The sequence below is a fragment of the Rothia sp. LK2492 genome, from assembly GCF_040946345.1.
Taxonomy (GTDB): Bacteria; Actinomycetota; Actinomycetes; order Actinomycetales; family Micrococcaceae; genus Rothia; species Rothia endophytica.
In genome coordinates this window covers 112494-127720 of the sequence record NZ_JAYWLX010000006.1, presented here as the reverse complement: position 1 = coordinate 127720, position 15227 = coordinate 112494, and the positions used below count along the sequence as shown (strand labels likewise).

The 15227-nt window shown below is 50.8% G+C and carries 14 protein-coding genes; 2 read left to right on the top strand and 12 right to left on the bottom strand.

What is annotated here, in order from left to right; genetic code table 11:
• The first annotated feature begins 395 nt into the window (after positions 1–395).
• Positions 396–527 (top strand): hypothetical protein, encoded by a 132-nt coding sequence (locus VVR27_RS08515; RefSeq protein ID WP_368547951.1) that lies wholly within the window; start codon positions 396–398, stop codon positions 525–527.
• Positions 528–531: 4 nt separating this feature from the next.
• Here the strand turns inward: VVR27_RS08515 and VVR27_RS08510 are convergent, their stop codons facing one another.
• The 5 genes from VVR27_RS08510 to VVR27_RS08490 form a co-directional block, all read right to left on the bottom strand.
• Positions 532–933, bottom strand: a complete 402-nt coding sequence (locus VVR27_RS08510) for a cytochrome c oxidase subunit 4 (RefSeq protein ID WP_368547950.1) — start codon at positions 931–933, stop codon at positions 532–534.
• 10 nt (positions 934–943) lie between these two features.
• Entirely contained in the window at positions 944–2647 is a 1704-nt protein-coding gene (gene ctaD, locus VVR27_RS08505) for a cytochrome c oxidase subunit I (RefSeq protein WP_368547949.1), read from the bottom strand.
• Between the two features lie 10 nt (positions 2648–2657).
• Entirely contained in the window at positions 2658–3527 is an 870-nt protein-coding gene (gene coxB, locus VVR27_RS08500) for a cytochrome c oxidase subunit II (RefSeq protein ID WP_368547948.1), read from the bottom strand.
• A gap of 234 nt (positions 3528–3761) precedes the next feature.
• A complete protein-coding gene (locus VVR27_RS08495; RefSeq protein ID WP_346873263.1) occupies positions 3762–4118 on the bottom strand; it encodes an iron-sulfur cluster assembly accessory protein in 357 nt (118 codons plus the stop codon).
• A gap of 94 nt (positions 4119–4212) precedes the next feature.
• Positions 4213–5598, bottom strand: coding sequence for a dipeptidase (locus VVR27_RS08490; RefSeq protein WP_368547947.1), 1386 nt, complete (start codon positions 5596–5598; stop codon positions 4213–4215).
• Positions 5599–5718: 120 nt separating this feature from the next.
• Between VVR27_RS08490 and VVR27_RS08485 the strand changes: the two genes are divergently transcribed.
• A complete protein-coding gene (locus VVR27_RS08485; protein WP_346873264.1) occupies positions 5719–6267 on the top strand; it encodes a DUF3043 domain-containing protein in 549 nt (182 codons plus the stop codon).
• Positions 6268–6334: 67 nt separating this feature from the next.
• Here the strand turns inward: VVR27_RS08485 and VVR27_RS08480 are convergent, their stop codons facing one another.
• The 7 genes from VVR27_RS08480 to VVR27_RS08450 form a co-directional block, all read right to left on the bottom strand.
• Positions 6335–7426 carry a quinone-dependent dihydroorotate dehydrogenase gene (locus VVR27_RS08480; RefSeq protein ID WP_368547958.1) on the bottom strand — a complete coding sequence of 364 codons (1092 nt, stop codon included), beginning with the start codon at positions 7424–7426 and terminating at the stop codon, positions 6335–6337.
• Between the two features lie 52 nt (positions 7427–7478).
• Positions 7479–8258, bottom strand: a complete 780-nt coding sequence (locus tag VVR27_RS08475; RefSeq protein ID WP_368547946.1) for an isoprenyl transferase — start codon at positions 8256–8258, stop codon at positions 7479–7481.
• Between the two features lie 6 nt (positions 8259–8264).
• A complete protein-coding gene (gene recO, locus VVR27_RS08470; RefSeq protein ID WP_368547945.1) occupies positions 8265–9035 on the bottom strand; it encodes a DNA repair protein RecO in 771 nt (256 codons plus the stop codon).
• A 98-nt stretch (positions 9036–9133) separates the two neighbouring features.
• A complete protein-coding gene (gene leuA, locus VVR27_RS08465; protein WP_368547944.1) occupies positions 9134–10873 on the bottom strand; it encodes a 2-isopropylmalate synthase in 1740 nt (579 codons plus the stop codon).
• Positions 10874–11086: 213 nt separating this feature from the next.
• Complete coding sequence (locus tag VVR27_RS08460; RefSeq protein ID WP_368547943.1) at positions 11087–12538, bottom strand: LCP family protein; 1452 nt, start codon at positions 12536–12538, stop codon at positions 11087–11089.
• A gap of 108 nt (positions 12539–12646) precedes the next feature.
• Entirely contained in the window at positions 12647–13735 is a 1089-nt protein-coding gene (locus VVR27_RS08455) for a GTPase Era (protein ID WP_346873052.1), read from the bottom strand.
• 195 nt (positions 13736–13930) lie between these two features.
• Positions 13931–15226 (bottom strand): hemolysin family protein, encoded by a 1296-nt coding sequence (locus VVR27_RS08450; RefSeq protein ID WP_368547942.1) that lies wholly within the window; start codon positions 15224–15226, stop codon positions 13931–13933.
• Position 15227 lies beyond the last annotated feature (1 nt).

Here is a 15227-nt window from a genome sequence, read left to right as displayed (position 1 = left end):
TGAGCTGTCCTGAGCTGTCCTGAGCTGTCCTGAGCTGTCCTGAGCTGTCCTGAGCTGTTAAGGGGTTTCCGATAACTCTGTGTCGGACAGCGTGATAAAGCTCAATGATTTTTGGCGGAAACTATGAATTTCTACGCAGTGTCTCGTGACCAGTAGTAAAGGTTGTGAAACGACAGACTAAGAGAACCTAGTGTCGGGCGAGCGGAGGTCCTATCGACGGACGATAAACCTAGAGGCAAGCCCCCTTCTCAAGAATTAACGGGTAAGAGTTTGCACATAGCCCACTCAACCACTCACTCAATCATTAATGAGGCTAAAAAACCGTGAACCGAAGGCAAGTTTACGGACCTCTTACTCGCTCTCGCTACATTGACTGTAACCAGGAGACTTTAGCTGTGCTTACAAACGATGAACAAGGCCTGCCTCTGGGAAATGGTTTAGGTGGAGTTCTTGATAGTTGTTTTGGGTATAAAAAAGTTGGTGCCCGGAACTATTTAGAACCGGACACCAACCTGTTAGTTATTTAGGAAACTAGTGAGCGTGATCGCCACTGTTGTATTCATAAACCCAACCGATAACTGCAAGCGCTGCAACGGGCAACGACAGGAGGAATATCCACCAGCCAACAGCTAAACCGACAACCGCGATAGAACAGGCCACGCCAATCAACAGGGGCCACCAAGACCATGGTGAATAGAACCCATAATCACCAGCAGCGTGCGAAATTTCGCCATCAAGGTCTTCGTAGGGCATATCTGGATGCTTCTTGTCAGTGAAGGACAAGAAGTACCAGAGGAAAAGACACATGGCAGCTGTTGCAAGAAGTGCTGGGAAACCAGCCCATTCATCAAAGTCAGTCATGAACCCGTAGGCGATACCAACCGGAATCAGGAATACACCGATGAGACCAAAAATCTTTGAAAAAAGTTTCATACTATGTCCCCTATCGTGCGCTAACCTGGCGAGCAGCCGCAGCGACGTCGTTGTTGGTTGACAGCTCCGGATGGTGCAAGTCAAGTGCAGGACGCTCTGAACGGATGCGGGGAAGAGCTGTGAAGTTGTGGCGAGGTGGCGGGCAAGAGGTAGCCCATTCCAGAGAACCGCCAAATCCCCAAGGATCATCAACATCAACGGTCTTAGTTGAACGGTAAGTGATGTATACGTTCCAGAACCAGGGGATCATCGAGATAGCGAGAATCATGGAACCGAAAGTTGAGAGCTGGTTCATCCAGGTGAAGCCGTCTTCAGGCATGTAGTCAGCGTAACGACGTGGCATACCGTCCACACCAAGCCAGTGCTGGACCAGGAAGGTCGTATGGAAGCCAATGAAGAGCAACCAGAAGTGAATTTTACCAATGCGTTCGTTGAGCATTTTACCGGTGAACTTGGGCCACCAGAAGTAGAAGGCGCCGAACATACCGAACACCAAAGTACCGAAAATAACGTAGTGGAAGTGTGCTACCACGAAGTATGAGTCTGAAAGGTGGAAGTCAAGCGGAGGAGTCGCCAGGATAACGCCGGTGATACCGCCGAACAGGAAGGTAATAAGGAAGCCGAAGACCCACAGCATGGGGGTTTCGAAGGTAATCGAACCCTGCCACATAGTACCAATCCAGTTGAAGAACTTAACACCAGTAGGAATACCAATGAGCATCGTCATGAACGAGAAGAATGGAAGCATTACTGCACCCGTGACGTACATGTGGTGAGCCCATACGGTTACTGATAGAGCAGCAATCGCGATGGTAGCGAAAATCAGACCCTTGTAACCAAAAATCGGTTTGCGGGAGAAGACCGGAATAATTTCGGAAACGATACCAAAGAAGGGCAACGCCAGCACATACACCTCAGGGTGACCGAAGAACCAGAAGAGGTGCTGCCACAGAATGGCTCCACCGTTTTCAGGATCAAAAATGTGGCCACCTAGGCGGCGATCCATGCCCAGTGCAAACAGAGCTGATGCCAGGGGCGGGAAGATCATGATGATCAGAATCGCAGTGATGAGCGTAGTCCAGGTAAAGACGGACATGCGCCACATGGTCATACCGGGAGCACGCATACAGAGGATGGTGGTCAGGAAGTTGACGCCACCCATGATGGTGCCGAAGCCCTGCAAGGCAAGACCGAAGATCCAAAGGTCGCCACCAACGCTAGGGCTATAAGTGGTGCTATTCAACGGTGCATAAGCGAACCAGCCGAATGATGCAGCGCCCTGAGGAGTAATAAACCCAGCAATAGCGATGAGTGAACCGAAAAGGAAGAACCAGAATGCTAGTGAGTTCAACCGTGGGAAAGCAACGTCAGGAGCACCAATTTGAAGAGGAACGATGACGTTAGCAAAACCAACAAACAGCGGGGTACCGAACATGAGCAGCATGAGAGTACCGTGCATGGTAAACAGCTGATTGAACTGTTCCTTGGTTTCTAGAATCTGCATACCGGGAGAGAAAAGCTCTAGACGCATAATCAGAGCCATAACACCGGCAAAGCAGAAGAAAATGAAAGAAGCGATCAGGTACATGTACCCGATGGTCTTGTGGTCGGTGGAAGTGAGCCAATTGACGATAATTCGCCCTTTAGACTTGGGCACCACCCGCGGAATAACACTGCCGTTAGTTGTGTCCGCTGAATACTCAAGAGTAGTCACGGGTTACCTCTTAGTTGTTGGTGTTCTGGTTGGGATTGCGGTTGTATTCATCACCGAGACGTCCGGTATTACCTTCATCTTCTAATGACTGAATGTAGGCGTCATACTCGTCCTGAGGGACAACCTTGACGTTGAAGAGCATCTCAGAATGGTACTCACCGCAGAGCTCTGCACATTTGCCAGCGTAGGTGGCAGCCTCATCACCTGTAGTGAAGTACATGTGGTTGGTCATGCCGGGAATGGTGTCACGCTTCTCAAGGAAAGCAGGTACCCAGAATGAATGGATCACATCGCGAGACTTTAGCTGGACATCTACAGTCGAGTTAGTAGGCAGATAGAGTGTAGGAAGGGTTTCTTCAACACCTTCTTCGCCGGTGGTGCTCAGATGCGCCTGAATACCGGAAAAGTAGACATCTTCATTAATGTAGTTGAAGTCCCAAGCCCACTGCTTCCCGTAAACCTCGACGGTAACATCGGCGGTTTCAGCCTTGGGTGCAGTTATCTCTCGTTCAGCTCTGTCAGAGAAGCTGAAGAGGCTAACAATCAAGATAATGGGAATTATCGTGTAGAAAATTTCCAGAGGAGCATGGTAGCTCACCTGGCGAGGGTAACCGGTTTCGTACTTGCGACGACGGTAGGCGATGATGCACCAGAGCATGAGGCCCCAGGCGACAAGACCCACGGCTAAAGCAGCTACCCACGAACCAATCCAAAGGTCCATGATGGTATCTGCGTTATCGGTTACACCACGCTGGGTGGGCAACCAGCCCACCTTTGCCTGTTCTGAACAACCGGTCAATAGCAGTGCGGAGACTGCAGTAGCGGTGGCTATTGCCTTGCTTTTCAGCCCCTTGCTGCCGGTTCGATGCTGCGAACTCACAGACGGCCCTTCCTGTAGCGATGTGCGTGTTACCTAGGTGCCGTGTGTGGACAGCAATAATCTAGGTATAAATCTTTCAATACGAGCTTACCTGCAAATGGGTAATTACGGTGACAACCTGTCATCTAATAGACGTGTCATTACAAAAGTATTTCATGACAGCCAGGCTAAAAAAATTAGGGTCAGCGAGTGCGAAAGCACAGGCTGACCCCTATCGTTTACGTCAGTAGTAAATTAGCTGAACGAATCACCACATGCACATGACCCCTGCGCATTGGGGTTATCAATTGAAAAACCCTGCTTTTGAATGGTGTCTTCAAAGTCAATGGTGGACCCATCGAGGTAGGGGACGCTCATGCGATCAACAATTACCTCAACACCGTCAAAGTCACGGATAGCATCACCTTCCAGTACACGCTCATCGAAGTAGAGCTGGTAAATCAGACCTGAGCAACCGCCGGGCTGCACAGCAATGCGCAGTCGTAAATCGGTACGGCCTTCCTGTTCGAGCAAGGCCCGAACTTTTGCCGCAGCAAGGTCAGTAAGGTCTACTGCGTGGGTTGATACGTTATCGAGAACAGTCTCTGACATCATCTTTCCTTTCAAGAGGTGTTATTCAGCATCTAGTTTACGCCTTTAAAACTTCGAGCGCGAGGTGGCGCTAATCAATAATGATGCTACTCCCCTAGCTCTTTTCAGCAAGCATCAGAGCTTCAGCGAGAATAGCTTTTTTGAAGTCAGGTACGTAGAGGGACTCGTTTGCACTGTGAGCCCTTGTGTCAGGATCCTCAATACCAGTAATTAGTATCTGCGCATCAGGGTACTGGCTGGTTAGGGTAGCTATGAATGGGATTGATCCGCCCATGCCAGTAGTTACAGGTTCCACTCCCCATGCCTCAGAGAAAGCCGCTAAAGCTAGCTGCGCCCCCTCCCCAGCAGTGTCAGCGGAGTAGGGCTGACCTGAATCTTCAGCTTGGTAAATAACTTCAGCTCCTAATCCATTGCGGGCTTCAAAATGACGTGCTAAAGCCCTGTGCGCGTCATCGGGGTCCTGGCCTGGTGCGAGGCGCACGCTGATACGAGCTTTAGATGTCGCAGCAATGGTGTTAGAGGACTCAGCTACCGAAGTAATGTCCATGCCAATTACAGATATGGCAGGTTGGGCCCAGAGTCTGGATGATATCGACCCTTCACCAGCCAGGACCATGCTGTCTAGAATCCCGGAGTCGGCTCGGAAATCACCTTCATCATAATCAACCTCTGGTTGAGATGAAGATATTAGACCTTCAACCGCAACCTTACCTTTATCATCGTGGAGCGTCGATATCAATTTCATAAGGACAGTGTGGGCATCGAGCAAAGGCCCACCAAACATCCCAGAATGAACCGAATGGTCGCTAACCTGCACGGAAATATCACCACTAGCAACACCCCTGAGGCTTGTGGTTAAAGCTGGCACGCCCGTTCGCCAGTTCGCTGAGTCAGCTACGACGATGTAGTCAGCCGCCAACTTCTGTTTGTAGTGTGACAAAAAGTCTTCAAAACTGGGTGAACCGGCCTCCTCTTCACCCTCAATAAACAGGGTGACGCCTACCTTAAAGGAGTCACCTAAAACTTTCCTTACCGCTGAAAAAGCTGCTAGGTGGGCGATCACTCCAGCTTTATCATCTGCAGCTCCACGGCCATAAAGCCTGTCACCAACCTGGGTTGCAGTAAATGGGTCTGTCTTCCACAGCGTTAGATCACCTGCGGGTTGTACGTCGTGATGCGCGTACAACAAGAAGGTTGGGTACCCTTGACTAGCCTCTTTGCGGGCTACTACAGCGGGCATGCCCATCTTGCCCCCTGCGTACTCAACACTCAGTATTTCTGCCGACTCAAACCCAGCATCTAGCGCAAGTTCACGAACTTTTCGGGCGCTATCGGTGACCTTTGAGATATCGAAAGACTCCCAGGCCACAGAAGGAATTGCAACTAATTCAACTAGCTTAGACAGTTCCGCGTCGAACTGCTCTTCAATGATATTTGCTAGCTGATCCTTGTGCTCAAATTTAAAATCATTCGTTGTCATATATCTCAGAATACGCGTTAAATGTATTTAAAGGCACGAAATCGTTATCCTTAAGAGGTGTTTGGTCGTAAAAATAAAGCAGCAGAAACTGAAAGCCAGCAGCCCGCGGGATCTGTCAGGATTGAAAGAACAGAACCTCATCAATCTGACTCTAAGTACACCCCTCCCAAGGGCCGCCCTACCCCCTCTCGTAAAGAAAGAGAGGCCGCACGCAAGTCACCTCTTGTGCCGGTAGATAGAAAGGCAGCTAAAGAAGCGGAAAAGGCAGCAAACCGCGAATTCCGCATCAAGCAACAACAAGCTATGCAGACCGGCGATGAACGTTATCTTCCAGTTAATGATCGCGGCCCGCAACGCCGCTACATTCGGGATTTTGTAGATGCACGATTTAACGTGGGCGATGTACTTCTTCCCGTCATTTTGTTAACCTTCATCATCGGTCTTTTCACCAGAGCCTTCCAGGAATACAGCATTATGGTCATGTGGGCCTTTATCTTGCTGTGGTTCATTGATTTCTGGCTCCTATGGCGCAAGCTCAAGCCGAGGATTATCGAGAAGTTTGGTGCCGTAGAACCACGTTCAGGCTTCTACGCCTTTAATCGATCAATGATGATTCGTAGATTCCGTCTACCCAAACCTCAGGTTGCTCGCGGCCAGTACCCCAGCTAAAATCAGGCTCTTATCAGTGAACGGGGGCCGGAACTTTTGTATAAAAGTTCCGGCCCCCGTTTACTGACTACTTATTATTGTTTCGCAAAGCAAGAAGTTCTTTGTTAATACGAGCTGCCCATAGTGGGCCTTCGTAAAGAAAAGCAGTATAGCCCTGCACTAGCTGAGCTCCCGCATCCAACCTTTCCTGGACATCCTTGGCGGTGGTTACACCACCTACTGAAATCAGTGAAAGCTGATCTTCCACCTCAGACTTAAGTATTCTGAGAACTTCTAGTGAGCGGCTTCTCAGCGGCTCACCCGATAGACCTCCAGCACCGATTTCAGTAATTTTAGCGGTGTCAGAAGTTAGGCCCATACCATCTCTGGCTATAGTGGTGTTGGTGGCAATGATGCCATCCAGTCCTAAACGCACAGCCATACGCGCGATTTCTACGATATCTTGATCAGCCAAATCAGGTGCTATTTTGACGGCCAACGGTATTCTACGACCGATAACAACCCTATCCGCTTCAGCCCTTACAGCCTCAAGTAGAGGTTCAAGGGTTTCAATAGCCTGCAGGTCTCGCAGGCCTGGGGTATTCGGCGAGCTAACATTCACTACTAGGTAATCTGCCTGGGGTGCCAATACACGTGTGCTCACCAAGTAGTCTTCAATGGCATCTTCAAGGTCTACAAGCTTGGTTTTTCCAATATTGACGCCAATAAGGGGGCGCGGTTTGCCTTTATACTCACTCTGTAAGTCGGCTCTTGCCGCTGCAACACGCGGTCCAGCTTCAGCAGCTCCCCCATTATTAAATCCCATACGATTGATGACAGCTTTATCATCAACCAAACGAAAGAGACGGGGCTTGGGGTTGCCTGGCTGTGCCTGCCCGGTTAGCGTACCAATTTCGATATGGCCAAACCCGAGGTTGCCCAGCGCTGAGATTGCGTAGCCTCCTTTATCAAAACCAGCCGCCATTCCAAAAGGTGAAGGGAAAGTCAGCCCCATAGCTTCAGTTTTCAATGACGGATGAGGCGCAAAAAATAGACGTTCACCAATTTTGGAAATACCGGTCTTGCGGAGGGTTTGCACACCCCACATGCCAATATGGTGGGCCCTTTCGGCATCCATTGGTTTGAAAATTGTATTGAACAGGGTTGGGTATAACCTCACGGTCATTCCCCTTTCAGCCGCGGTAAAACTACCAGTCGTATAAAAATCTAAATTAGCGAGAGACAACCCGGTCGACAGCGCCACCGTATCTGCGATCTCGGCGTGCATACTGCTCGACGGCGTCCCACAGAACAGTTCGGTCAACATCTGGCCACAGGACATTCATAAAAACCATCTCGGCGTAAGCACTCTGCCAGAGGAGGAAGTTAGAAAATCTCTGCTCTCCTGAAGTCCGTAGAAATAGATCTACATCGGGAAGGTCAGGCTCATCAAGATACCGTTGAAAAGTCTTCTCGGTAATATGTTTGGGTTTTATTTTACCGTCAGCGACGTCCTGGGCCATCAGGGCTGCAGCATCGGCAATTTCAGCGCGGCCCCCGTAGTTAACGCACATGGTGAGAGTGCAAACAGTGTTATTCTTTGTTTCAGCTTCACACTTCTCAAGTAGAGTAATGACAGATTTCCATAGTTTAGGGCGTCGGCCCGCCCACCTAATACGAACGCCCCACGACTTAAGGGTCTCTAGCTGCCGCTCCAACACCTCTGAGGAAAAACGCATCAAAAAGGCGACCTCATCTGGTGATCGTTTCCAGTTTTCTGTAGAAAAAGCGTAGGCCGAGATGTAAGGAATACCCATCTCAATCGCTCCAGCTACCACATCGAGAAGTGCTGCCTCACCGGCCCGGTGCCCTTCGTTACGAGGCAACCCCCGTTCATTGGCCCACCTACCGTTACCATCCATCACTACAGCAACGTGCTGAGGAACGAACTTACCTGGAATGGACGGCGCAATAGCACCACTGGGGTGTGGATTAGGCAGAAGATGGGACATAGGAGACTAGCTTTCCTTTTCTAAAATTGCGAGCGTTTTGAGTGGTCGCTCTAGATGCCACTGAGCATATTCCATCATAAGCCGTGAAGATCTGACAGAAAGGGATGAAGTAGCTCCTAGCGTCCCGATGGCCTCCCAATCTCCAGCTTTTAGAGCAGTGAGGTATGCGGGAGTATCTTCCGAAATAGGTGTGACACGTTGCACCAAGTTACGCCGCCCGCAGTTCTGACACAGGACCCCAACCTCAGCCGAGAAGTAGTTGAGATCATCGACAGATGCACAGATGCCGCAGGCAGAAGTTGCCAAACCCCACCCTGCTAAAGAAAAAGAACGAGCGATGTAGGAATCAAGGATTCTGTAGGGAGAATGAGATCGGCGAGCCAATGCAGAAAGTGCTCCTGCCAGCAGCAAATATTGACCTGAACCAGCATCCTGGTCGTTCTGCACCAGCTGTTCAGCTAACTCACAAATAACAGCTGCAACGGTAAACACACCGTAATCAGCAGCAATAGGGGCAGCGTAGGCCCTTCTCGTTACTACCTGAGAGATGGTTGCTAACTTTTTTCCGCCGGATGCCGAAAAGTCCACCAGCATAAAGGGCTCAAGGCGGGCACCGAACTTTGAAGAGCTGCGTCGTACCCCTTTAGCCACCGCATGGACGATGCCGCGCTCCCGGGTGCACATAACAATGATACGGTCGGTCTCCCCCAGGTTCTGGGTGCGCAAAACAATAGCGCTATCGCGAAAGGACTTATTCGTTGATAGCGCTGAACTCACACTCATATTCTTTCATACCCTGTGCACTCTGTCAGTTACAGAGAATAAAGAAATCGGCGGGGCTGAACCTCCAGGAGGCTAGCCCCGCCACGGAAAACTTATTCTGAATCTCTAATCGCTCGGTTGACCGCCGAAATCATTGCCTTCAATGATGCGCGGGTAGTAGATGAGTCAATCCCAATGCCCCAGAGAACCCGGCTTCCAACGGCGGCCTCGATATAGGAAGCTGCCTGCGCATTAGCGCTTGAAGCAAGAGTGTGCTCTGAGTAGTCCATGACACGAATATCTACACCCTCCTTGGAGAGGATGGATTGCAGGGCCTCAATGGGACCACTGCCTCGGCCAACTCGCTCATAGCGATGGCCTTCAATGACCAGACCAGCACGCATCGTGGTGGCACCGTGCTCTTCAGAATCAATAGACAGGGACTCAATGCGGTACTTGCCCCAGCGGTTCTCAACATCGGTGCTGGGCAGGTACTCATCCGCAAAGATGTTCCACAAGACCGGGCTTGAAACCTCACCGCCCTGCGAGTCAGTTCGCGCTTGAACAATGGTAGAGAATTCCTGCTGCGCTCGTTTGGGAAGATCCAAGCCGAAATCCTTCTTCAGCAGGTAGGCGACGCCACCCTTACCCGATTGTGAGTTCACACGGATAACTGCTTCATAGGTGCGCCCCAGGTCCTTGGGGTCAATGGGCAGATAGGGAACTGACCACACCATGTCATCAATATCTTTGCCTGCAGCCTGGGCGTCTTTTTCCATACGCTCGAAACCCTTTTTAATAGCATCCTGGTGAGAACCGGAGAAAGCAGTAAAGACTAAGTCGCCGCCGTAGGGTGAACGCTCATGAACCGGTAGCTGGTTACAGTACTCAACGGTAGAACGGATCTCATCAATATTGGAGAAATCGATTTCTGGGTTCACACCCTGAGTGTAGAGGTTCAGCCCCAGGGTTACCAGGTCTACGTTGCCGGTACGCTCGCCGTTACCGAAAAGGCAACCCTCAATACGATCTGCCCCCGCCATATAGCCTAGCTCTGCAGCGGCGACACCGGTGCCCCGGTCATTGTGCGGGTGCAGGGAAAGAACGACGTGTTCACGGTTGGTCAGATTGCGGCTAACCCACTCAACAGAATCAGCGTACACATTGGGAGTAGCCATCTCGACAGTTGCCGGCAGGTTGATGATAACCTCACGCCCTTCGCCAATGCCCAGTTCGCTGGTTACCGCATTGCACACCTTGACAGCAAATTCGAGTTCTGTGCCGGTGAAGGATTCCGGAGAGTATTCGTAGGTGATTTTAGTATCAGATATCATTTGCTCTTCGAACTTCTTGCACAGACGAGCACCGGTCAAAGCGATGTCCAAAATACCGTCCTGGTCCTGGTTGAAGACAACGCGTCTTTGCAGAACAGAAGTTGAATTATAGAAGTGCACAATAGCTCTGGGCGCACCTTCAATCGCCTCAAAAGTCTTTTGAATCAGGTGTTCACGGCACTGCACCAGCACTTGAATGGTGACATCAGCGGGGATATGACCCTCTTCAATGAGGGTGCGCACAAAATTAAAATCGGTTGCAGAAGCTGAAGGGAAACCCACCTCAATTTCTTTGTAGCCCATCTTAACCAGCAACTTGAACATGGCGAGTTTGCGCTCTGTGTCCATAGGGTCTATCAGAGCCTGGTTACCGTCACGCAAATCTACCGCGCACCAGCGAGGCGCTTTAGTAATAGTTTTGTTGGGCCAGGAACGATCCGGAAGTGATACCTGAATCTGCTGATTGAAAGGGACGTACTTGTGCACTGGCATAGAAGCCGGCTGCTGGAAATTTTTCATGAGGTGTACTTTCAGCGTGAGATTTATAGTTCTAAGAAACAGGAACAAACCCGTAGCGCAGCATGACCTGTGTAACCGCGCTACGGCAAATAAGCATTTCCATATGCATCTCACTCATGTGTTCAAGGTATCACGCGTTTTTTAGCCACCGGTAGTAAGGTCATACTATTTCCACTATATGAAAAGCTCCCGCTGACACGGGAGCTTTTATATTTAGTAGTTAAAGGACTGCTGGCAGGTGACCTGATCAGCGGTCTGTCCGGTGGCACCGGCGGCTATACCAGCATCTTGCGATTCGATTTTGTCGTGCTCTGCTAAGTCTGCGCCAACTACTATCTCAATGCCAATGTACTGGTCAGAAGGTGTGAGGGTAGTAATTCCAAAGATATCAGCGACAGCCTGGGCTTCAGCCTCAAAACCGTAGGGGTAAACGATGGATGAGGTTGAATACTCGCCGGCGTTTTCATTAACGGTGATTTGCTTGAAACCGCGATCAGCGATATCCGATGCTAGAACAGAACCTCTATCATCGATGCCTGAACCGTTGGATACGGAGACGGAGACATCGTAGTTCAACGAATCAACGTCCTCCTCTGCCGTTTCATCTGTGACAGCCGGCTCAACCAGACTCTCGTCCTTCTGCAGTTTCGTGAAGAAAGCCTCAGATTCGGTGGATAATTGCAGTTTATTGTCATCAAGGATGTAGGGTTCGTTGGGAACCGTTGCAAAAACTACCTTGCTGAGATCAACTGTTGAGAAAATCGAACCCACACTGATTAGCGTAGATAGATCGGTCAGCCCCTTATCAACCGTAACGTTCTGGGTGACGGCTTCGGCTATACGGTAAAGCATGGTGGGGTTAGAAAGAGTGCCCTCGGACTGAACCTTGCGGAGCAGGGAAGACAAAAAGCTTTGTTGAGCTCTAATGCGGGCGGTATCGCTCCCATCACCAAATCCGTGACGTGACCGAAGGAAAGCAAGGGCCTGCTCGCCTTCAACGTCGGAGGTTCCAGCCTTCAACTTCAAGCCACTGTAGGTGTCATCAATATCTTCTGTGACGCATACCTGGACTCCACCAACAACGCTGGACAGTGCCTTAACCGCGTTGAAATCAACCAGCATAAAGTGATCAATTTCTACACCGGTGATGTTGCTGATGGTAGCGACAGTGCAGCCCGGGCCACCACGTTCGAGTGACTCATTAATCTGTGTATCTTCGCTAGCGGCGTATACCTGGCCCGTCTCAGCGTCCGTGCACTTAGGGATATCTACCATTAAATCGCGAGGGAACGACACCACATTAACCATCTGGCGGTCCTCACTGACCTGAAGCAGCATCATTACATCTGAACGGGCCCCGGACTCTGCATCAGACTCATCGCCGTAGGCAGCGTTATTACCCGAACGGGTATCGGAGCCAATTACCAAAATGTCGAGTGGACCACTCGCCAGATTGCCGACCAACTCCCCCACATTCATCTCAGCGGTGTGAACATTCGAGCGCAACCTGGCCAGAGCAAAGCCACCCAGCCCGAACGCTAAAAGCAACATAGCTACGCAACCGAAGGCAAGCCACTTCAAACGCTGAGACCTCTGAGGCTGAAGTAGCATGTGGCGGCCATGAGCAGCGGTTGAAGGCTGGGGGGAAGAGCCTAAAAAGGCCATTCATAAACTCCGTTTCATAGATACCAACGATAAGCACCGTGGTTCAAGGTACTGCTCAACAATACCCACAAATTCTTATGGTTCTTAGCTCAAAAGCTGAAGGGAAGCCTAAAAGCCTAGCTTGCCCAGAGCCTTGGGGTCCTTCTGCCAGTCCTTAGCAACCTTTACATGAATCGATAGGAAGACCTTGGTGCCCAGTAGCGCCTCAATATTCTTGCGTGCCGTCTGACCAATTTCTTTCAGGCGTGCACCCTGCTTGCCGATAATAATCCCCTTCTGAGAATCACGCTCAACGAACAAATTAATGTGGATATCCAAGAGCGGGTTTTCCTCACTGCGCCCCTCCCTGAACTCCATCTCCTCGACGGTAACTGCAACCGAATGCGGTAGCTCGTGAGTAACGCCTTCCAAGGCAGCTTCACGAACCAGCTCGGCGATGAGAGTGGCCTCAGGTTCATCGGTCAGTTCACCCGTGGGATACAGAGGAGGAGAATCAGGCAGATGTGTTGAGAGTAGCTTGGCTACCTCCTCAACCTGATAGCCATTGACTGCAGATACAGGAATGATGTCGGCCCAGCCGCCGCGTCCGTCGTTCACTACGCCGCTGGCAGGTTCACCCTTAGCGCTAGCCCGAGAAGCAGCTGGGCCACTACCCTTACGGAAGGGCATTTGTTCGCCTTTTTTCTTGCGCTCTTGCCGATCGCGACGCTGTTTGCGAGCTGCTCGCTCCGCGCTCATAATCTCATCGCCCAGAGCCGAAACCTCAATGAGCTGCTCGGTCAACTGCTCATGGTTCACCTTATCTGCTTTGGTAACAATCGCTACGATGGGCTTGTTTCCAGAGGCAGCGAGCTGTTGAGCGATATAGCGATCACCAGGCCCAATCTTCTCATCAGCCGGAATGCAGAAGCCAATAACATCGACCTCAGAAAGAGTTTCAGCTACGAGATCGTTGAGACGCTCTCCCAGCAGAGTACGCGGCCGGTGCAGACCGGGAGTGTCGACCAGTACCAGCTGAAAATTATCGCGGTGCACGATACCGCGAATGGTATGACGGGTGGTTTGTGGGCGATTTGAGGTAATAGCAACTTTCTGCCCCACCAGCGCGTTGGTCAAGGTTGACTTGCCGGCATTAGGGCGCCCAACCAGCACCGCAAAGCCAGCCGAATAGTCATCGGGAAAAGCTGCAAAATCCACTCAAAAACTCCAAGTGTTGGTCTCAATAAAAACTACAGACCACTTTACAACCTTTTACCTATGCCCCTTTGAGTTTGTGCGGTAAGTCGGTACCTCTGCGGTAGAAGTCTCCTCACCGCTTCTTCTATTGAGGCTCAAATAAACAAGCCGCTCTTTCCAACCCGAGGGCTGGAAAGGGCGGCTTTGCCGGGGTGCCTACTGTTCAACAGGCTCTCCATTCGCTTCAACGGTGACAGGCGGCTCTGCCCAGACTTCTAGGGTGCCAATCTTATTACGGCGACCGCGGGCACCAATTGCTTTGATATGGATGCCCTCCACGACGACTTCACTACCAATAATAGGTACTTGTCCCAGGTGCTTAGAGAGCAACCCTCCCACCGTCTCGACATCCTCATCTTCGAGGTCAACACCAAAGGTTTCTCCCAGTTCTTCGACCCCTAGACGGGAGCTGATACGGAAGGTGCCATCTTCCTGCATCACTACTTCTGGTTTCTCGTTGTTATACTCATCGGCTATATCACCGACAAGCTCTTCAATCAGATCCTCAAGAGTAACCAGCCCTGAGGTGCCCCCGTATTCATCAACAACCACCGCCACGTGGGTTGACTCCCTCTGCATTTGCTTGAGCAAGTCCATCACCCGCTTGGTTTCAGGTTCAAAACGGGCCGGGCGCATGAGCGAAGCGATACTGAGAGCGGAAGCTTTACCTGTGATTCCTCGGTAGCCCTCGATGGTGTCTTTCAGATAAAGGACACCCCGCACATCGTCAAAAGACTCGCCCAAGACCGGCATGCGAGAGTAACCTGAGCGTAAGAAAAGGTTTAGGGCATCGTCTAAGCTCTCCTCGAGGTCGATAGTGACCATATCTGCGCGAGGCACCATCACCGATCGGATGCGAGTTTCATCCAGCTCAAAGATCGACTGCACCATCTCAGCTTCATCATCCTCAATAGCTTCAGAAGATGATGCCCGGTCAACGAATTCGAGAATCTCATCCTCGGTGAAGATACCGGTGACCCGGTCTGAGTCTTTGGGGCTAAACTTACGCGATAGGGCTGTCAGTAAAGATGAGAAGGGACGTGTCAAAACCCCCAGGGCATAGGTTAGACCAGCCATTGTTTTAAAAACCTGAACGTGCTTTGTGCGGCCCACCAAACGCGGAGCCACCCCAAAGAAGGCAAAAATCAGAACAGTCATTACCAGCAAAGTCAGCACCACGCTGATCCAGGTACGGTGGAATATCTCGGAAACCAGGAGATAAAAGCAGACTACCGCCGAGGTTTCCGCTAAAACCCGCCAGATGCGCAAGGAACGGAAGTAAGGTTCAGGGTCAGCAAGAATTGCCCGGACGCTCTCTTTACCGGACTCATCTGCTAACTCATCCGCAACGGCCCTGGGCAGGTAGGTGTAGGAAGACTCCATAGCGGTGAAAAGATAACCGATGAGAACTAAAACCAGTACACCGATAGCGAGTAAGAAGACGGAAAGCACG

What these genes read in the sequence shown, in the direction of transcription:
- VVR27_RS08510 (WP_368547950.1), bottom strand. Translation starts at nt 933, where the DNA reads ATGAAACTTTTTTCAAAGATTTTTGGTCTCATCGGTGTATTCCTGATT.
- VVR27_RS08495 (WP_346873263.1), bottom strand. Translation starts at nt 4,118, where the DNA reads ATGTCAGAGACTGTTCTCGATAACGTATCAACCCACGCAGTAGACCTT.
- VVR27_RS08490 (WP_368547947.1), bottom strand. Translation starts at nt 5,598, where the DNA reads ATGACAACGAATGATTTTAAATTTGAGCACAAGGATCAGCTAGCAAAT.
- VVR27_RS08475 (WP_368547946.1), bottom strand. Translation starts at nt 8,258, where the DNA reads ATGTCCCATCTTCTGCCTAATCCACACCCCAGTGGTGCTATTGCGCCG.
- leuA (WP_368547944.1), bottom strand. Translation starts at nt 10,873, where the DNA reads ATGAAAAATTTCCAGCAGCCGGCTTCTATGCCAGTGCACAAGTACGTC.
- VVR27_RS08460 (WP_368547943.1), bottom strand. Translation starts at nt 12,538, where the DNA reads ATGGCCTTTTTAGGCTCTTCCCCCCAGCCTTCAACCGCTGCTCATGGC.